The following is an 18692-nucleotide window of genomic DNA, read 5'->3' as shown; positions in this document are numbered from 1 at the left end:
CTTCACTCCGTAAATTTGCTATAATGATTTTATGGTCTTCTAAAGAAAAAACTTCGGATTGATTAATAGAAAGTTGGGTATACACATTGCAAAAAATCGTTATGAAAGAAAACTATGAACAGGGCTGGATTAGGATGTTCACGCATCTTGCAAACCTGTTCTTTGAACAATCAAAAATCATCGGTGAGGATGAAGAGGGAGCGATACTGGCGAATTTGACGTTGGATCGGACGCTTGATGGACAACTTGTCGGAAAGGCAATCCTTACATGGGATGGCGTGGAGTATTCTGCAGTGTTTTCTGAGGTAGAAGAAACGGACGATGATAAAGCGATTACTCGCCAGTTAAAGCGGATTTATTCACATGTCTTCCTTGAAACGCTTGAACAGGCAACGGGGATGCATCAATCGTGGGGAATTCTGACAGGGATCCGCCCGATGAAACTGTACCATAAATATCGCCGCGAGGGATACAGTACGGAAGAGGCTCAGCAATTGCTAATGGATAGCCATCGACTTTCGAATGAAAAAAGTGAGCTACTCGCGAAAATTGCAGATGTTCAACTTCGTTCCGTGCCTGATCTACATGAATTAAAAAATGAAGTAAGTATTTATATAGGCATTCCATTTTGCCCGACAAAATGTGCGTATTGCACATTCCCAGCCTATGCGATTAATCGGAAAAATGGCCGAGTCGAAACATTCTTAGACGGATTACACGACGAAATCCGGGAAATGGGGAAATGGCTGACAGCGCGAGACATGGCCATTACGACGATATACTTCGGCGGAGGTACACCAACATCTATTGAGGCAGAAGAAATGGATGCACTATATGAAACGATGTATGCCTCATTCCCTAACATGGATAAAGTCAGAGAAATCACGGTAGAAGCGGGTCGTCCTGATACGATTACACCTGCAAAAATCGATGTACTGAAAAAGTGGGGTATTGACCGGATAAGCGTCAATCCACAATCCTATACAGATGAAACACTGAAAGCAATCGGCCGTCACCATACTGTCCAAGAAACAGTCGATAAGTTCTGGCTATCACGCGATATGGGCATGAAAAATATCAATATGGATCTCATCATTGGTTTACCAAATGAAGGAATGGAAGAATTCAAGCATTCACTTGCGGAGACTGAAAAAATGCAACCTGAATCGCTGACAGTTCACACATTGTCATTCAAACGGGCATCTGAAATGACCCGCAATAAAGATAAATACAAAGTCGCGAATCGTGAAACTGTTGAGCAAATGATGAAACTTGGAGAAGAGTGGAATGCTGCAAATGGCTATGAACCTTACTATTTGTATCGCCAAAAGAACATTTTAGGTAACCTGGAAAATGTCGGCTACGCAAAACCGGGTGAAGAGAGTATCTACAACATTATTATTATGGAAGAGGTACAGACAATTATCGGAGTTGGATGTGGAGCTTCAAGCAAGTTCATGGACCCTGAAACGGGGAAAATTACGCAGTTCTATAATCCGAAAGATCCGGCAGCTTATATTCTGACGTATGAAGATTCAATTGTGAAGAAACTCGCTCATCTTGACGCGACTTTTCCGAAGACGGTTAATTAGAAAAGCGCAAGCGCCTTGATAGACCCGAAAAGCGCTGGCCGACGTTGCCACGTCCTGTGGCAACGTCGGCACTAGTACGTCCTGTACGTCGAAGGGCCTTAAGATAAAGGCGCTCTTTGCCTTTAACTTAAGGACTGAAGCGACTCAAGGGACTAGGCGCTGGAGCTAGACACTACTCTAGGTTGAAAAACGTATACTTTATCTTTTAAATAAAGGGTTTATTGAAAAAACACCGAATCTAAGAAGTGAATGGTAATTCATTTCTTATGAAGGGGTGTTTTTTTATGTATACAACTGTCGAATTAAAAAAAGAGGGGCGCCTTGCGCATCTAACGTTGAATAGGCCCGCGTCGATGAACGCGATGGATAGTGTCATGATGAAGGAACTTGCGGATGTTTTTGAGGCATTGAAAAGTGATGCGACAGTCCAAGTTCTAGTGATTCAAGGAGCTGGCCGTGCATTTTCAGCGGGCGGAGATATTAAAGCGATGCTAGATCCGGATAGCCCAATGGACATTGGTAATGTGATGATAGACGTGTCACGCCTCGCGAAGGCACTTTATACATTACCGCAAGTTACGATTGCGGTTGTGCATGGCGCAGCGGCGGGACTTGGGTTTAGCCTTGTACTTGGCTGCGATCATATTATTGCAGAAGAAGAGAGTAAACTTGCGATGAACTTCATCGGCATTGGTCTAATTCCCGATGGAGCTGGTCATTTCTTCTTAAAAGAACGTGTTGGTGTGCCTCAAGCGAAAAGCCTTATTTGGTCAGGAAAAGTGATGAATGGTCAAGAAGCACTTGAAAAAGGACTAATCGATGAAGTGACTGCGCAAGGTAATGGTGCTGAACGCGGCGAAGCGTTTGCTCATAAGCTGCTTGCGTCGCCGATTGCAGCAATGATTGCATCGAAGCATATATTGCATGCCCAGAAAACAGCAGAACTCGAAAATGTGTTAAAAATGGAAAGCGAAGCACAAGTGGCGATGCGGAAAACGGTAGACCACTTGGAAGGTATTCAGGCATTTGTAGGGAAACGTAAGCCGGAATTTATAGGGAAATGATTTTTTAGTAATACGGACACTGATTTAGCAGGCGAGTTATTACTGCTTATTAAATCAGTGTCTTTTTGAGTGCATTACGAAATGATAAGGAATATTCTATGATTAGTTATAAGATAATTTCGTTAGAAAGTGAGGTTGGAAAAATGGAAGAGTTGTTAAAACAGTTCATGGAGCAAATGGACAAGCGTTTTGACCAAATGGAAAGTCGTTTCGATCAGGTCGACAAGCGTTTCGATAAGGTTGAACAGGACATCAGAAGTTTGACGGAAGAAGTGCGTCTCAATCAAACGAAGAACAGGAGTCATTTTAAACATGTTGAATCCCAGTTGGAACAGCAACAACATACTTTTCAAGTTGTAGGCGATGAAATCAAAGGTGATAAAATCGATATCCAGTATTTGAACCAAAAAATAAGCAAGCTTGATATGGAAATCAACAATTTGATCCAACGCTTTCATTCCTAACAGCCTGCGTAAATAAAAAAGTACCAAGCATGCATCCGTTGAACAACCGGATTTATGCTTGGTACTTTTTAAAATGGTAATAAAGTATAAACTTTTCAACCTGTAGCAGTGTCTAGCTAGAGGCGCCAACTCCTCGGGTCATAAGCCAGCCCAACTTTGCGGAAGTTCGCCGCGTCGTTGGCCCGTCTTATGCCTGTCGGAGCTATGCGGCGCATTCCGCTTTTCTTACTTATATTTATCAAGCATTTCACGCCACGAAAAATACCCTTTTTCCACAGCACGAATTAATAGTTCAGCCGTTGCGATATTCGTAGCTAGCGGGATGCCGTAGACATCACAAAGCCGCAATAATGCACTGACGTCAGGTTCATGTGGTTGAGCAGTTAGTGGATCACGGAAGAATAGGATCAAGTCCAAATCGCCAGTCGCAACCATTGCACCAATTTGCTGATCACCACCTAAAGGTCCCGAATTAAGTCGAGTCACAGATAAATTAGTTTCGTCCATGATTCTTTTTCCAGTTGTACCGGTAGCAAATAATGTGTATTGCGAAAAGATATGTTCGTAGGCGATTGTGAAATTCACCATTTCATTTTTCTTTTCATCATGGGCAATTAATGCGATTTTCACTTCGTAACACCCCGTCTATTTGTATGATGGAAATGCTCATTTTTATGTTTAAGAATGGAACAATAATAACTTGCCAGCTGGAGAGGCAAGGCGGTGTGTTTTGTTGAGAAGGTTTTTCTCCTCGAGCATTACTTGACCTTTTTCCTTTGCTGCATCGTCTGTTTCAGCTGTGAATGTATCTTCTGTAATTAGTGCGCCTGTTGGTTCGAAAGCTGTTAGTTTATATGTTCTCACATAATTCACCCTTTCCACTCTATTTAATTCATTATACATGAAAGGTCCGGAAAAGAAATTTGTAAAAAAATACTTCATATGGTAAAGTTGCTGCTATTCTCTAAATGGAAATTAAGTTGAAACTTCTGCATGCTAGATACGTATAGTTACTATTGGGAAATTCGAAAGGGGTAGCAAAATGTCATTACTACTTGAAAATGTCACGAAACGATTTGGGGATTTTACCGCGGTAGATGATTTGACACTGTCTGTTAATAAAGGAACGATGTACGGGTTTCTCGGTGCGAACGGTGCAGGTAAGACGACGACGTTTCGGATGATTCTTGGTTTATTGAACGCCAATGAAGGGCGGATTACGTGGAATGGAAAGCCGATTTCTTATGCGACAAGTCCTGAGATTGGTTATTTACCGGAGGAACGAGGGCTTTATCCGAAAATGAAAGTGGAAGAGCAGCTGATTTTTCTAGCACAATTGCGTGGTATGAAAAAAACGGATGCAAAGGTGGCTATGAATAAATGGCTTAAACGAATGGAAATCACTCATTATGCCAATAAAAAAGTTGAAGAACTATCAAAAGGCAATCAGCAAAAAATACAAGTAATTGCATCTCTTATGCATAATCCTCAACTGTTAATTCTTGACGAACCATTTTCAGGGTTGGACCCAGTTAACGTTGAAATGTTGAAAGAGGCGATTCTACAATTCCGCAACGATGGCGCAACCATTGTATTCTCGAGCCACCGCATGGATCATGTCGAAGAATTATGCGAGCAACTTAGCATTATCGATAAAGGCAAGCAAATTGTGAGCGGTACACTTCGTGATGTGAAACGGTCATTTGGCAAGCAGAATGTACGCATAAATTCGGACAATGAATTGGCGCATTTGGCGGCAATTGCAGGTGTGAAATCAGTGCAGAAATCGATTGAAGGTGCACTCTACCAAGTCGAATCTGAGCAAGTTGCTAATGATTTGCTGACAGCGGCATTGAAGTCGGGCCCGATTCGCCATTTTGGAATTGAAGAACCTTCGCTACAAGACATTTTCATCGAAAAGGTGGGGAAGCAACATGCGTGAATTCATGATCATTTTTAAACAGGCATTTATGACCAAAGCGAAAACGAAATCGTTCATCATAACAACATCTATCATGATTGCGGCGGTTTTCCTGTTTGCGAACATGGAGAAAATTATTGATACTGTTAAAAGTGCTACGGGCGGGGATAGCGACTCGGAGGAAGTGCTGCAAGTACTCGATGAAAGCGGGGTTCTTGTAGATCGGCTAAAAACTCAGTTCGAGTCAAATGAATCAGATATTAAGGTAGAACTGTCCAGTAAATCGGAGAAGGAACTTACGGATCAAGTGAAAGAGGGAGAAATTGACTCGTTCGTATCGCTTGCACTTGATAATACGAATACAATTCAAGCGAACTACGTCTCGATGAGCGCGATGGAGTTCACTATTCCAATGATGCTGCAAGAAGCACTTCAGTCGATACAAACGGAAATGAAAGCGGAAGAGTTATCATTGTCTGGTGAACAAGTGCAGACGTTATTTGCACCTATCCAATTTGAGCAGCAATCGGTATCACCGTCGGCCAAATCTGAAGAAGAATTGAGCCAGGCGCGCGGACTTGTCTATGTACTTATGTTTCTAATCTACTTTGCAGTCATCGTTTATTCAAGTATGATCGCAACAGAAGTTGCGGCGGAAAAGTCATCTCGTGTGATGGAAATTCTTATCTCGAGTGTGTCGCCTGTTAAGCATATGTTTGCAAAAGTACTTGGCATTGGATCGCTTGGTCTTTTGCAAATGGTATTGCTGGGTTTGGCCGGGTACATTGCATTGAAGACGACAACTTCTGGGATGACAGATGGCTTCTTTTCCTTCTTTGGCTTTTCAAATATGAATGTAGGAACACTTGCCTATGCGATAGTTTTCTTCCTATTGGGATACTTCCTCTTCGCAACACTAGCAGCTCTTTTAGGCTCACTCGTTAGCCGGACGGAAGATGTCCAGCAAATCATCATGCCGATGACGTTGCTAATCGTGGCAGGGTTCATGATTGCGGCAACGGGGCTCGGAAATCCTGAAATGGCCTATCTAAAATATGCTTCGTTCTTCCCGTTCTTTGCACCGCTGGTTATGTTCTTGCGTGTTGGTATGTTGGAGTTACCAGTATGGGAACCGTTATTGTCAATTGCGATCATGCTTGTGACAATCTTCCTTCTAGGCTTCTTCGGAGCACGTGTTTACCGTGGCGGCGTTCTTATGTACGGACCGTCTCGTTCGTTGAAAGATATTAAAAAAGCAATTCAGCTTGGAAAAGAATAAGTGAGATATAAAAAGACTCTGATTAATTCGCAGAGTCTTTTTATTTATGGTAAAATTAGAACAAGTATTCGTCGAATGAAGGAGGGTTCCCACTTGTCAACAATCCGATTTATCCACACGGCTGATTTGCATCTCGACAGCCCATTCAAAGGCATGACAGGCTTGCCGACAGATCGTTTGAACAGTTTACGAGACAGCACCTTTGCTGCGTTTACTAAACTAATTGAGCACGCTGTCAAAACGAAACCAGATTTTGTCTTAATCGCGGGTGACATTTACGATGGGGAAGATCGGAGTTTGCGTACGCAGATGAGGTTCCGTGAAGGAATGGCTAAATTGGATGCGGTAGCCATTCCCGTATTTATATCACACGGAAACCATGATCATCTAAGTGGCAGATGGACAAGGTTTGATCTGCCGCCGAATGTGCATGTTTTCGGCGAGAACGTTGAAACTGTACGTCTGAACGTGAATGATAAGGAGGTATTAATTTATGGCTTTAGTTATAAGGAACGGCATATCCGTGATAAAGTGATTGACCGTTATCCTGTTGCTGAAAATCATGATGCATTTCATATTGGTATGCTGCATGGTAGTTTGGCGGGAGATGAAACACATGCAGTTTATGCGCCATTCACGAAGAATGAGTTGCTAGCGAAGCAGTATGATTACTGGGCGCTTGGGCATATCCATGTGAGGCAACAGCTACATGAATCGCCTCCAATCGTTTATCCGGGAAATTTGCAGGGGCGTCATCGCAATGAACGTGGTACAAAGGGTTTCTATGAAGTTGAGCTCTCGAAAACAAAAGCATCACTTCAATTCATCCCAACATCAGCAATTGTCTTTGATAGACTCGAATTGTCTTGTGGAGGAATAAGCCATGCGAATGAGTGGCTGACGGCATGTTCGGAAGCACTAGAGTCATTCAAAGAGCATAATGGTGCGGGAATCGTGGAGCTGTTAATGACTGATATCGACAGTGAAGCTGCGAATCTGTTCAGTCAATCGCCGGAGGAAGAATGGTTGGAGGTCTTGCGTGATTTTGTCGGTGAAAGCGAACCCTATGTCTGGGTGCAGAAAATTACATTTGCGAGGCAGTTGAATCCGTCGATTGCATCGAGTGCACTGATGCAATCAGTTACTGGGATGATTGATGGCTGGACGAAAGAAGACTGGAAAGATGTTTTAAAAGATGTTTACCAGCATGCGCGTGGCGTCAAATATTTAGACGTTTTGACAGAAGATGAAATAGATGAAGTGAAAGTCGGTGCAACAGTATTGTTGACGGCGGAAATGTCGGGAATGGAATGAGGTGTTTACATGAGGATTGAAAAGTTGAACATTTACGGATTCGGAAAACATGAAAATGTTACGGTGGATTTCGGCCCTGGCATTACTGTTTTGTATGGATTGAATGAAGCTGGGAAAACGACAATTCAGCAGTTTATCCTTCATATCTTATTTGGATTCCCACAAAAAAACAATGTGCTCTTACGCTACGAACCGAAATCTGGCGGCAAGTACGGTGGACAAGTGCATCTTGTGGATGAGACATACGGAAAATGCATCGTCGAACGGATCCGTGGAAAATCTGTTGGTGATGTTACGGTCTATTTCGAGGATGGAACAAAGGGTGGAGAAGTGCAATTGAACACGCTACTTCGCCAGTATGACCGCGCTTCATTCGAATCCATTTTTTCATTCTCGTTGTTACAGTTACAGGGATTCGAAAAAATGAATGAAGACGAATTAAGCCGGACACTTCTTGCTTCGGGAACCACTGGCGTTGACTCTTTGTTACAGCTTGGAAACCGAATGGAAAAAGAGCTGGGAGATTTGTTCAAAAAGTCAGGAAGAGTTCCGGAAATGAACGTCAAAATCATGGAAATTCGGGAATTAGAAATAGAGCTAAAAGACGAGCAGGAAAAAGTGGGGGAATATGCACCTTCGATTGAACGAATACGGGAAATCGATGACTTGCTTACAGAGTTAAGAGAACAGGAAAAAGAACTTATGCAAGACTCACAAAAGCTCGCTCTGGTGCGACAGCTACTCCCCCTTCATCAAAAAAAACAGGCGTTGGATGCAAGACTGTCGCAACTAAGTGCAATAACCTTTCCGGTAGATGGTATTCGGCGCTATGAAATGCTGGCTGGGAAGTTAACAGAAGCCGAAGCTAGTAAACAACGGTTGGAAGAAGAAGTAGCAGAACTACTGGCAAAAATGCCTGAACAGCAAGAATTTGAACGCATTGCTGAACTTGAAACTTTACTGGCGAAAGAAACAGAGTGGCATAGATGGCAAACGGCAGTTACTTTTGAAGAAGATAACGTGAGTCAGCTAACTAGTTCAAAAAGACGTCTACTCGATAGACTTGGTGTCAAAGGGTTTGAAGCGGAAAACACTATTCTTGAGGCTGATGTTTCAATCCAAAAGGAAGAAAACATGCACAAAATTATCCGAGAACTTACCGAAGGCGATCAGCAAATTGGCTTTGTGAATCGCCAACTTATCCAAGTGGAAAATGAGTTAGCTGATACCGAAACTGAAATTGGTGGAACTGAACGTACTGCACCTACTATAAAGGAATTGGAACATGTACAGCGGTGGCCCAAAATCCGCCAGCAACTTGCTGAAGCGAAAGCCTATGTTTCTTTAAGTGGACGATCAGCTGAACAGAAATCACTAATGATACCTGCACTCCTTGTCATACTTGCAATCGCGTTTATCGTTTTCGGTTTCATCCAAAAAGAATGGTTGATAATTATAGCTGGTGTTATTTTTATAGGATTAGGCATCTCTCTATATTCAAAGAGACAGGATCAAACGCCCGATTCATCGAAACTGCAGCAGATGGAAAAAATCATTGCCGCATATGACGGGAATGAGGACCAAATGGAAGAACTGACAGAGCGAATTGGCATATACAAGCGCAAGAAAGAAGAGTTACAAGAAGTATTTATGGCACTTGAAAGGAAATACCAAACGCTGACAGCTGAGCTTGAAAATGCATATAGTAATAGGCGGCAAATTGAATTGGAACTGGCCGATTTTTTAGGGCTTTATGGTTTCAATGAAATTCCTTCAACCGCGATTATCCCGGAATTATTCCGTATGATTCGAGAAGTTCAGGAAGTTACTAGAGAGTTGAATGATGCTGTGTTACGGCGACAAACGATTCAGCAGCAGATTGTTGAGCGGTTAGCGGAAGCTGAAAAAATAGTTCGGAAATCTGCACCGAAAGAAGCTATTTATGAGATGCTAAGAAGGGAATTCTTTCAGCTGAGTGAACAAGCAGAAACAATTAAGTCATTGTCAGCTGCTTTGGAACGTAAACAATCAGCGCTGAAAGAAACATCCAGCCTTGCAAACTCGTTGCTGGAAAAAGTGCAGGCTTTGTTTAGCGAGGCGGCGGCAGATACGGAAGAAGCCTTTTACGCGGCATACAATATCCACCAGGAAGCGTTGCGTCTCAAGGGGCAACTAGAGGATGTCGATGCTCAATTAGCATCATACGGCCCACTTGAATTGCCTGACGGCGTTATGGATGATGAGTTGCGCATAAAGGTGGATGATAATAGCGCAATACTATTGTCAATTAGCGAGAGACTAAATGTCTTAATCAATGACAAGGCCGCACTTGTTAATAAAACGGAACGACTACTTACAGATGAAAATTATGGTCGTAAACTACAGCTCTTCGAAATGAAAAAATCCGAGCTTGCAGAACTTGCAAAAAAATGGTCTGAGCGCAAAGCGATTACTGAAGCAATCAGACGGACAATGTCGGAGTTGAAAGAAAAGAAATTGCCTGAAGTACTTGAAGCAGCAGAAAAATTGTTCTGTGAACTGACGGGCGGAAATTATGAATCACTTAGCGTAACGGAAACGGGTCATTTCGAAGTATTGGCGAAAAGTGGAATGCGTTATCCGATTGTAGAGCTGAGCCAGGCTACAAAAGAACAAGCCTATATTTCGCTTAGGTTGGCGCTTGCGGCATCAATAGTGAGTACGGCTCCTTTTCCATTAATGTTGGATGATCCATTCGTTCACTTTGACGAAGAGCGACTTTCGCGTATGATTGAACTACTAGACAATCTACAAAACAAGCATCAGTTCATTTATTTCACATGCCACGAAGTGATGAAGGATAAATGGCAGGGGGCAACAATACTAAACGTTTCCGATATCGGAAACGAACGGGGAGCGATGGTCATATGAAGCAAATTGCAGAATATAATGCAGGTGAGCCACTTGAAATTTTCTTGCTCATTAAGCAATCAACAAAAGGCGTTACCACACAAGGTAAACCGTTTATGACGCTTATCTTGCAAGATAAAAGCGGTGATATTGAAGCGAAACTATGGGATACGACAGATGAGCACGCGCAGACATATGCCGCAGCGTCGATTGTCAAAGTTGGCGGGGAAGTACATGAATACCGTGGGAAAAATCAGTTGCGCATCAAAAGCATACGACCAGTGAAAGAAGATGAGGGCGTGTCGATTGCTGATCTAGTTCCGTCATCGGCAACAAGTAAGGAAGTACTATACGAAGAGTTGATGCAGTATTTCTTTGAAATGCAAAATCCGCAAATTCAACGAATTACGCGTCATTTATTGAAAAAACATCAGACAGCTTTCATGACGTACCCAGCTGCAACACGAAATCACCATGATTATGTATCGGGTCTTATCGATCATGTTGTTTCCATGCTTAAACTCGGAAAAGCGTTAGCGGATCTGTATCCTTCACTCAATAAGGATTTATTGTACGCGGGAATTATTTTGCATGATGTTGGAAAAGTGATTGAGCTTTCAGGTCCAATTGCAACGCAATATACGATTGAGGGAAATCTTCTAGGTCATATTACAATTATGGTCAATGAAATTTCAAAAGCGGCTGACGAGCTTGAAATTACTGGCGAAGAAGTCATGCTGTTGCAACATATGGTTTTATCCCACCACGGCAAGGAAGAGTGGGGAAGCCCGAAACGTCCTATGCTGAGAGAAGCGGAAATTCTTCATTACATCGATAACATTGATGCGAAGATGAATATGCTGGACCGCGCACTTGGCAAGACGACTCCTGGTGAGTTCACTGAAAGAATTTTCCCGCTGGATAACAGGTCATTTTACAAACCATCAATTGAATAACATATATTGAAAAAACAAACACCCCCGATAGACGTCTTTCGGGGGTGTTTGTTTGAACTTTTATACAAAGTCATGTCTGTTGATTAACCATTTACTTGCATAAAATACTGGCGAGAAGGGCTTGATATCCTCTATTTTCACTGGACTAGTTTCAGTTTCGGCTCGCTTTCGGCTAACTATTCATGACAGATTTACTGAGGGGTCTTAGTGTGGCTAGAAGTGACTCCGTCACTTCTAGCCACACTCTTTTCAGTAATCCTGTTGCGAATAGTTGCCTGTCGCGTACCTACACTATTCAAGTGTGAAATGCAGTTGTTTTTGAAGAAAAGAGTAGATAACTTTCTATAGAGAGTGTAAGTGCCCGAAGATGCAATTTCGGGCACTATTGTACGTTGTATAATGTGCTTCTTGCTTACTTTTAACAAAGAGTATGCGTCTAATCATGTGATGCCTACTAGAAAGTTACGCTTCTTTAATAAAAAAAGAGAAAACGCTATAGAAAGTTTCAGCCGCCAAAATTGCATCTTTGGCGGCTTTTCTCCAGGTTGTTGCCCTTTATTCTTTCGTCCCAGAAGGCTCAAGCACTACATGTATTTATGAATTTGGGGCGCGACGGATGAAGGATCACCATGCGATTACCGAAAAAAATGTGTGGGGGTGCGACAAAGTCGCACCCCCACACATCCAGCCATCTCGGTAATCGTATAGAAGTCATTCAATCCAAAGCAAAACAAAGTCATCTATACACGTAGCACCCAGTGTTCGATCAAGTTATTTGCTGGTTACTTTTGGTTAATCAACAGACATGATACATAGTAATAAAAAAGACTCCTAAAAAGGAGTCTGAAATTCTTAATGGTATTATTTAGTTTTATCTTCTTTTTTTACTTCTGGCTCTACCAAGAATACATCAAGTGCTGATTTCAAGTCTTTATCTTCAACTTTTACATCAGCATCTTTCATTATCTTAGATATTTTCGGGATAATTGTACTTGGATCTGCCTTCTCAAGTTGTATTTCTTTAGTGAGTTTTTCTTTCTCTTCTTTAGTCATTTCCTTAGCTTCGATGTTACGTTTTTCTGTAACTTTAATAACGTGGAACCCGTGTTCCGATTGAACTGGCTCACTGATTGCGTTCACATCAAGTGCATACGCACCTTCCCAGAATTCTTTGACCATTTTACCGTAGCCAAACCATCCAAGATCCCCACCGGATTCTTTTGCAGCCGGTTCAGTCGAATACTTTTTCGCTACTTCAGCGAAATCAGCTCCGCCTTCAAGTTCCTTTTTGACTTTAAGAGCAGTCTCTTCATCCGCAACTAGGACGTGTTTAGCATTCAATTCTGTAGCCATCATTTTAATGCGTTCTTCGATTTCCTTATCTGTTACTTCAACGCCATCAGTAAGAGCAGCTTCTTGTAACAAATTAATACGAAGGATTTTTCTTAAGCTCTCTTCAGTGTGACCTTCTTGAGCGATATAGGCATCGAAACCTTCACCTAATTGTTCTTTCATATCATTGACTATTGCATTAACTTGTTTATCAGAAATTTTATATTTTGCATCTAGCACTTTTTCGAGGACGAGTAGTTGTAACGTTTTTTCACCCTGCGCATCCTTCATTTCGTTATAAAGTTCGCTTTGTGTTACATTTCCGGCTTTTGATTTGACAAGAACTTCATCGCCGGCATTCTTGTCGCTGCACGCTGAAAGTGCAAGTACAGATGCGGCCATTGTAAGTGCTAAAATAGTTTTTTTCATTTTGAAATCTCCCCTAACTTTTATGTGCAACAGTAGACATTATAACATAAAAACAATTCTAAAACAAAAAGGTTCCCCTTGGATATACTGCCTACAACGGGTCGATTATTACGCATAGGATACAGAGAGAGAGGGGGTGCTCCTATGAGCGGATATGACCAAGGTTCCCAAGGTACTTCGGGATTTGCGTTGATTGTTGTTTTGTTCATTTTATTAATCATTGTCGGTGCAGCCTTCCTGAATTAATTCAAGAAAAGCTCTAGGCGTTAGGCGCTAAGGCTTCGATAATGGAAAAAGTCCATTTCCCGTAAAAAAGGGAATGGACTTTTTTATACTTGTAACAGAATCTCGACGTAAAATGACACAATTAATATGGTTACTAGAACGTTAACGGTCGTGAATATTTTCTGTTGCTTCTCTTCAGGGATTTCCTTAGATTCGCAAAGTGCATACGTCATTTTATTGATTTGAAACAGATATAATAATGAGAACAGAATTGTAATAATAAGGATCAAATCTATTCCTCCTCTTTAACTTCCCAAGGCAATCATAGCAGAAGTCCTTCTAAAATGAAATTATTTTTCCTCTGCGCTAGTTACCAATTTTTTAAGTTCTTCATTACTATTCGTTTGACCTATAGCAATCATTTCACCAGTGGAGTCATCGTACGATTCTTTGATTTTTTCAAAGCCACGTTCAAATATTTCCATGAAATCTTCCCCATAAATATTTCGGACAACAGACATAACTTCGAGGAATTCCGGGAATTTTCCGTAAAGGTCTTTAATAGGGAGTGAACCCTCTAAAATATCATGTTTAGAATCATAGTAGTTCATATTCATCTCGAGTAGCAGTTTCTCTCCTGCCTCTGTAACTTCAACATATGTATTTCTTCTGTCATCGTCTTTTTTATAAAACCGTAAATACTCGCGTTCTTCCAGCTTCTTTGAAAAGTTGAATGCTGTAGAAACATGCATGACTCCGAATTTAGCGATGTCAGAAATGGTGGCGCCTTGAAGATGGTAAGAAATCCATAAAATGTGATGCTCATTAATATTCAAGTCATAAGGTTTTATCCATTGCTGCCAATCTTTTTCTACCGCTTTCCAAAGTGCTTTTGACATCTGTGCAACCCTTTGACTGAAAATCATTGCTTCTTTCGGAGAGTACTTTTGCTCTGACATTGGAAACACCTTCTTTCTATATTTTTCCGCTTCTTTTATTATAGCAGGAAAGCAAAGAAGAGAAAAGTAAAGATTGCGAAAAAAGATTTTGAGTCAATAATGACGTTGAAGAGAAATTGACATAAAAATAAGGAATGCGGCCGTATCCACTATTTAAACCTATATAGTGTAGGCCTTTTGTGGAGGGGTGACTGCATTCCTTAATGGTGGATTGTGTGTGCTTTAAAATTATCCCGCATTAACGGGCAGTAGGAACCCAACTTCAAGTCTGCGAGGACATGAGAAGAAGTGGAAGATCAACTGCCCATAATAGCCCGAATGGATAGGGCCAACAGGATGTTGATTACCTAGGCTTTGCCAAAGTTTATTAAATAATCAGTGGAGGATGTGGCCCCCACTGATTGATGATTACTTTTATCTTTGCTGTGTTGCGATATTTCGTTCCAGTTCTTCAAGAGCAGTTTGGATTGCTGCAATTTCTTTTTCCATGCGTTCCCGATTTGATTCGGTTGAAAGTTGCCATTCCTCTACTGAACCCTTGATGCCATCGATTGTTGTTGGAACAGTTTCTTTCGCTTCTTTTGTAAGATGGGAAATGGACTCTTTTAGATCATCGACTTTTACCTTTACATCTTTGAACAAAAATTTCATGTCACTTGAAGCATCCCTCACGGATGTCCGAAGTTGGCTTCCCGATTGGGGAGTTGAATACAATACCGTAACAGCGGCCGCAACTGAACCTGTCACGAGTCCGATGAAAAATGTAGATACTTTCATGAATTATGCACTCCTTCTTATTATGAGTAGTATTCCTTGCTCTGGCTTAATTAAAACATTTTAAAGGAGCCTGGGCAATAATGAGATATATAAGCGACTGAGCATCAAAAAAAGCTCTCCTCGTGGAGACGGAAAGCTTTCGCTATAATTTTAATTGGAAAATGCAGTTTTAAACGAGGATCGCTTGACCAAGCCCTTAACAATTGGGTAGATCAAGAAAAATGCAATTCCGTTCATGGCAACAGCTGGAAGTACAACGGCTAAGAATAACCCTCCGAACGGTAAATCTGCTCCAAGAATGAAAATGGCGATTGAAAGGAAGATACTCCCTGACAATACAGTTCCAATACCTGCAACAACAGTGGAAGCGATCAAATTACCTGTGATCTTTTTAAGTGAAACAATAATTGCATAGATTACAAATGCAGTAATGAACTTATCAACCACATTGGGGATGAAGCCCCCTGGAAAGTTTGAAAAAATACCTGAAATAATACCTGTTGTTCCAGCAAGTAAAAATACATTGCGCACTTCGGGGAACAGGAATATGCTGATAAACATCATTGTCAGCATGAAATCGGGTTTCATTCCGCCAGTAATGGGTGGAATTATTAGGTACAATGCAGCACCTACAGCAGTTAATAATGACATTAATACAAGACTTTTCGTATTCATTTCTCATCTCTCCTCGGCTCATCTGTTTTTTTGAGTTTTTCCTGACGTATCCTCATGATCGACAGCGAAAAACTTATTATGAATCTTACACGGTATTCAGATAACTTGCAAGCTTATTGTTCTAACTTTCTTCGAATTCCAGCTGCAATCTCCTGAATTCGTTCTACACTTGTTTCAGATTCCTTCGTCTCAAAAGTTGGTTGGAATCCGTCGGTTTCATCATAGCGAGGGATGAAATGCAGATGGGAATGGAAGACGGCTTGTCCTGCAAATGCGCCATTGTTTTGCAATAAATTCATACCTGCTGGTTTGAATTCATCTTTTAGCGCATTGGCGATTTTGGGTACGACAGAAAATAGTTGGGCTGCTTCTTCAGCAGTTAAATCATAGATATTTTCACGATGTGTTTTCGGGATGAGAAGCACATGTCCTGTCGTTACAGGCATAATATCCATGAAGGCGAGTACATGCTCATCTTCATAAACTTTTACGCTCGGGATTGTTCCTTCAATGATTTTACAAAAAATACAAGCAGTCATTTTCACCACTCCTTTTCATGAATGGGACAAGTGTAGCATAATTTAAGATATAGGTTGAAATATTGAAGAGGGTAAACAGACTAGCGTAGGCGCCTTACAGGTAAAGGAAGGCAGTCTAAGTTAGCGACGTCGTGTCGCAACGACTGCATGATCTGCATCCTGCAGGCCCAATCGTTATTCAATGCAATCATTCTATATAGTTGTATGAAGGAGAAAGCTTTTTAAACCGTTTTTTGCTAAAATGAATAGAAGAATGGAGGATGGATATGGAAATTCTTGAATTACAAGACGTAACAGGCGGTTACACACGTAAACCCGTTCTGTATGATTTATCATTTAACATCGGACATGGTGAGTTAGTGGGTCTGATTGGACTAAATGGGGCGGGGAAAAGTACAACTATTAAACATATTATCGGATTAATGAATCCACATAAGGGAGAAATTCGTGTTAACGGGGTGACATTCAGTGAAGATCCCGAAAAGTATAGGAAGGCGTTCACTTATATTCCTGAAACGCCGATACTCTATGAAGAATTGACGCTGCGAGAACATCTTGAACTAACAGCGATGGCATACGACCTTGATAAAGAAGTGTTTGAAGCGAGATCGGATGAGTTGCTCCGGGAATTCCGGATGGAGAAACGTCTAAACTGGTTCCCAGCGCATTTTTCAAAAGGGATGCGTCAAAAAGTAATGATCATGTGTGCTTTCCTCGTTAATCCATCATTATATATTATCGATGAACCATTTGTCGGCCTCGATCCAATCGGCATCAAATCACTTTTAGAACAGATGACGCAGAGAACAGAAAATGGGGCTTCTATTCTCATGTCAACGCATGTATTGGCAACTGCGGAAAAACATTGCGACAGAATCATTTTGCTGCACGAAGGACGGGTGCGAGCGGAAGGAACGATGGATGACTTGAGAAAGGCATTTGGACGTCCTGGCGCATCACTGGATGACTTGTATATTGCGATGACAGAGGAAACAGATAATGAACAATTTGCGTGAAATATGGGGATCCCGGTTCGTCCATTATATAACCGAGCTCCAAAAGTATTTAAAATATGTATTTACAGGTCATTTGGCAATTGTCCTTGTCTTCACAATCGGGGCGGGGGGCTATACGTATAGCGAATGGTTGAAGGAAGTGCCAGCAGAGTTCCCAGCGGCGCTGCTTACGGCTATCATACTTGGACTAGCGCTCGCCTTTTCGCCGCCAGTGACGCTATTGAAACCTGCGGACACGGTTTATTTCCTGCCACTGGAACAAAAGCTTATTACGTATATGAAACGGGCTTTGAGTTGGAGCTTTTATTCACAATTGCCATTACCATTTATTTTATATATTGTTGCGCTGCCATTACTTTCAGCTACAGGGACAGGATCGAAGATGGAGTACATCGTCACCGCAATTTTGTTGCTGGTCATTAAGCGAGTATTCATTGAGTCGGAATATAATTTCAGACATGCTTTGGATGGGAAAGGGATCTGGCTAGATAGGGTCGTCCGATTTTTATTGGCGGGATCCATAATTTATGTTGGTCTTGCAGGAAGTCCTCTTATTCTTCCGGTTATTGCTATACTTATTGGTATGTACAACTTGTATTGGCGAAATAAGAGGATGCTAAAACCGTTTCCTTACGATCATTTCATTGCACTCGAACAAAATCGAATGATGCGTTTTTACCGTTTTGCCAACTACTTCACAGACGTTCCACATTTGAAAGGATCCATTAGTAGAAGGGCGTGGATTGGTTTTGCAACGGGGTCACCGAACTTCAATAAGCCTGTTGCGCAAACGTATCTAATCAGACGCACATTTATCCGTACAGATGATATTTTTTGGCTATGGGTAAGGCTTACTGCTTTATCAGCACTTGGGGCGATTTTCATCCCGTTCCCGATTGTCGTGTTCATATTCGCGGGAGCACTTGCATTTGCCTCTGCCGTACAACTTATCCACGCATTGCGGGCCGGGGACGATTTCCGGATGGATATGCTGTTTCCTGAAAAGGAAGACACCCGTCCAGGTGCAATTAAAAGAATCGTTCGTACAGTCCAATGGATTCAGGCGGCAGTAGTTATATGTGCAGCACTGTATCTGTATGGGGTTTCTGTAACAACATTCCTTGTCGGGGCTGTCATCCTCATCATCTCTGAGGCAACGATTAGATTGACTGTGGAAAATAAAGAATATGAGTGAAAAGTCGTCCCGTTTGCAATCAATTGCAGGCGGGGCGTTTCTTTAATAAAATATGACTAAATAAAA

Annotated in this window: 19 protein-coding genes; 11 read left to right on the top strand and 8 right to left on the bottom strand. The window is 41.6% G+C overall.

What is annotated here, in order from left to right; genetic code table 11:
* The first annotated feature begins 86 nt into the window (after positions 1–86).
* The 3 genes from H2672_RS13270 to H2672_RS13260 all read left to right on the top strand — a co-directional run bounded on the left by H2672_RS13270 (position 87) and on the right by H2672_RS13260 (position 3120).
* Complete coding sequence (locus H2672_RS13270; protein ID WP_186672143.1) at positions 87–1592, top strand: coproporphyrinogen III oxidase; 1506 nt, start codon at positions 87–89, stop codon at positions 1590–1592.
* A gap of 284 nt (positions 1593–1876) precedes the next feature.
* On the top strand, positions 1877–2656 hold the full coding sequence (locus H2672_RS13265) for an enoyl-CoA hydratase (RefSeq protein WP_186672141.1): 780 nt from the start codon (positions 1877–1879) through the stop codon (positions 2654–2656).
* Between the two features lie 143 nt (positions 2657–2799).
* Complete coding sequence (locus H2672_RS13260) at positions 2800–3120, top strand: hypothetical protein (RefSeq protein ID WP_186672139.1); 321 nt, start codon at positions 2800–2802, stop codon at positions 3118–3120.
* Positions 3121–3345: 225 nt separating this feature from the next.
* Here H2672_RS13260 and mgsA read toward each other — a convergent pair whose 3' ends face one another.
* The gene (gene mgsA, locus H2672_RS13255; protein ID WP_186672137.1) at positions 3346–3750 is read right to left on the bottom strand and encodes a methylglyoxal synthase; all 405 of its coding nucleotides are present in this window, start codon (positions 3748–3750) and stop codon (positions 3346–3348) included.
* A gap of 48 nt (positions 3751–3798) precedes the next feature.
* Positions 3799–3984, bottom strand: a complete 186-nt coding sequence (locus H2672_RS13250) for a YhzD family protein (RefSeq protein WP_186672135.1) — start codon at positions 3982–3984, stop codon at positions 3799–3801.
* Positions 3985–4162: 178 nt separating this feature from the next.
* Between H2672_RS13250 and H2672_RS13245 the strand changes: the two genes are divergently transcribed.
* From H2672_RS13245 to yhaM, 5 genes are all read left to right on the top strand, one after another.
* Positions 4163–5062, top strand: coding sequence for an ABC transporter ATP-binding protein (locus H2672_RS13245; protein ID WP_186672133.1), 900 nt, complete (start codon positions 4163–4165; stop codon positions 5060–5062).
* On the top strand, positions 5055–6320 hold the full coding sequence (locus H2672_RS13240) for an ABC transporter permease (RefSeq protein WP_186672130.1): 1266 nt from the start codon (positions 5055–5057) through the stop codon (positions 6318–6320). Before H2672_RS13245 ends, H2672_RS13240 begins: the two co-directional genes overlap by 8 nt.
* Before the next feature lie 93 nt (positions 6321–6413).
* Complete coding sequence (locus H2672_RS13235; RefSeq protein ID WP_186672128.1) at positions 6414–7634, top strand: metallophosphoesterase family protein; 1221 nt, start codon at positions 6414–6416, stop codon at positions 7632–7634.
* 9 nt (positions 7635–7643) lie between these two features.
* Positions 7644–10544: an ATP-binding protein gene (locus H2672_RS13230; protein ID WP_186672126.1), complete on the top strand. Its 2901-nt coding sequence runs from the start codon at positions 7644–7646 to the stop codon at positions 10542–10544.
* Positions 10541–11479 carry a 3'-5' exoribonuclease YhaM gene (gene yhaM / locus H2672_RS13225; protein ID WP_186672124.1) on the top strand — a complete coding sequence of 313 codons (939 nt, stop codon included), beginning with the start codon at positions 10541–10543 and terminating at the stop codon, positions 11477–11479. The genes H2672_RS13230 and yhaM overlap by 4 nt, the downstream gene beginning before the upstream one ends.
* 861 nt (positions 11480–12340) lie before the next feature.
* Here the strand turns inward: yhaM and H2672_RS13220 are convergent.
* A complete protein-coding gene (locus H2672_RS13220) occupies positions 12341–13240 on the bottom strand; it encodes a peptidylprolyl isomerase (protein WP_186672121.1) in 900 nt (299 codons plus the stop codon).
* A 144-nt stretch (positions 13241–13384) separates the two neighbouring features.
* Here H2672_RS13220 and H2672_RS13215 point away from each other — a divergent pair, with 144 nt between their 5' ends.
* Positions 13385–13486, top strand: a complete 102-nt coding sequence (locus H2672_RS13215) for a YjcZ family sporulation protein (protein WP_186672119.1) — start codon at positions 13385–13387, stop codon at positions 13484–13486.
* Positions 13487–13569: 83 nt separating this feature from the next.
* On the opposite strand, the gene H2672_RS13210 is transcribed toward H2672_RS13215, so the two are convergent.
* From H2672_RS13210 to H2672_RS13190, 5 genes are all read right to left on the bottom strand, one after another.
* Entirely contained in the window at positions 13570–13755 is a 186-nt protein-coding gene (locus tag H2672_RS13210) for a hypothetical protein (protein WP_186672118.1), read from the bottom strand.
* Positions 13756–13815: 60 nt separating this feature from the next.
* Positions 13816–14424, bottom strand: coding sequence for an HTH-type transcriptional regulator Hpr (locus H2672_RS13205; protein ID WP_186672117.1), 609 nt, complete (start codon positions 14422–14424; stop codon positions 13816–13818).
* A 414-nt stretch (positions 14425–14838) separates the two neighbouring features.
* The gene (locus H2672_RS13200) at positions 14839–15201 is read right to left on the bottom strand and encodes a YtxH domain-containing protein (RefSeq protein WP_186672115.1); all 363 of its coding nucleotides are present in this window, start codon (positions 15199–15201) and stop codon (positions 14839–14841) included.
* 150 nt (positions 15202–15351) lie between these two features.
* Entirely contained in the window at positions 15352–15876 is a 525-nt protein-coding gene (locus H2672_RS13195; protein WP_186672112.1) for a tryptophan transporter, read from the bottom strand.
* Between the two features lie 113 nt (positions 15877–15989).
* Entirely contained in the window at positions 15990–16415 is a 426-nt protein-coding gene (locus H2672_RS13190) for an HIT family protein (protein ID WP_186672110.1), read from the bottom strand.
* 266 nt (positions 16416–16681) lie between these two features.
* On the opposite strand from H2672_RS13190, the gene H2672_RS13185 reads away from it, so the two are divergent.
* Together H2672_RS13185 and H2672_RS13180 are read left to right on the top strand one after the other, a co-directional pair.
* Complete coding sequence (locus H2672_RS13185; RefSeq protein ID WP_186672108.1) at positions 16682–17431, top strand: ABC transporter ATP-binding protein; 750 nt, start codon at positions 16682–16684, stop codon at positions 17429–17431.
* Positions 17415–18626, top strand: coding sequence for an ABC transporter permease (locus H2672_RS13180; protein WP_186672106.1), 1212 nt, complete (start codon positions 17415–17417; stop codon positions 18624–18626). Before H2672_RS13185 ends, H2672_RS13180 begins: the two co-directional genes overlap by 17 nt.
* Positions 18627–18692: the final 66 nt, after the last annotated feature.

The organism is Sporosarcina sp. BP05, assembly GCF_014282005.1.
In the GTDB taxonomy this organism is placed as follows: domain Bacteria; phylum Bacillota; class Bacilli; order Bacillales_A; family Planococcaceae; genus Sporosarcina.
This window is presented reverse-complemented; position numbering and strand designations above follow the sequence as displayed.

Excerpts from the sequence above, each read along its gene's own strand:
- H2672_RS13195 (WP_186672112.1), bottom strand. The coding sequence starts at position 15,876 with ATGAATACGAAAAGTCTTGTATTAATGTCATTATTAACTGCTGTAGGT.
- H2672_RS13245 (WP_186672133.1), top strand. The coding sequence starts at position 4,163 with ATGTCATTACTACTTGAAAATGTCACGAAACGATTTGGGGATTTTACC.
- H2672_RS13185 (WP_186672108.1), top strand. The coding sequence starts at position 16,682 with ATGGAAATTCTTGAATTACAAGACGTAACAGGCGGTTACACACGTAAA.
- H2672_RS13200 (WP_186672115.1), bottom strand. The coding sequence starts at position 15,201 with ATGAAAGTATCTACATTTTTCATCGGACTCGTGACAGGTTCAGTTGCG.
- H2672_RS13240 (WP_186672130.1), top strand. The coding sequence starts at position 5,055 with ATGCGTGAATTCATGATCATTTTTAAACAGGCATTTATGACCAAAGCG.
- H2672_RS13230 (WP_186672126.1), top strand. The coding sequence starts at position 7,644 with ATGAGGATTGAAAAGTTGAACATTTACGGATTCGGAAAACATGAAAAT.
- H2672_RS13180 (WP_186672106.1), top strand. The coding sequence starts at position 17,415 with ATGAACAATTTGCGTGAAATATGGGGATCCCGGTTCGTCCATTATATA.
- H2672_RS13220 (WP_186672121.1), bottom strand. The coding sequence starts at position 13,240 with ATGAAAAAAACTATTTTAGCACTTACAATGGCCGCATCTGTACTTGCA.
- H2672_RS13260 (WP_186672139.1), top strand. The coding sequence starts at position 2,800 with ATGGAAGAGTTGTTAAAACAGTTCATGGAGCAAATGGACAAGCGTTTT.
- H2672_RS13205 (WP_186672117.1), bottom strand. The coding sequence starts at position 14,424 with ATGTCAGAGCAAAAGTACTCTCCGAAAGAAGCAATGATTTTCAGTCAA.
- yhaM (WP_186672124.1), top strand. The coding sequence starts at position 10,541 with ATGAAGCAAATTGCAGAATATAATGCAGGTGAGCCACTTGAAATTTTC.
- H2672_RS13215 (WP_186672119.1), top strand. The coding sequence starts at position 13,385 with ATGAGCGGATATGACCAAGGTTCCCAAGGTACTTCGGGATTTGCGTTG.
- H2672_RS13190 (WP_186672110.1), bottom strand. The coding sequence starts at position 16,415 with ATGACTGCTTGTATTTTTTGTAAAATCATTGAAGGAACAATCCCGAGC.
- H2672_RS13265 (WP_186672141.1), top strand. The coding sequence starts at position 1,877 with ATGTATACAACTGTCGAATTAAAAAAAGAGGGGCGCCTTGCGCATCTA.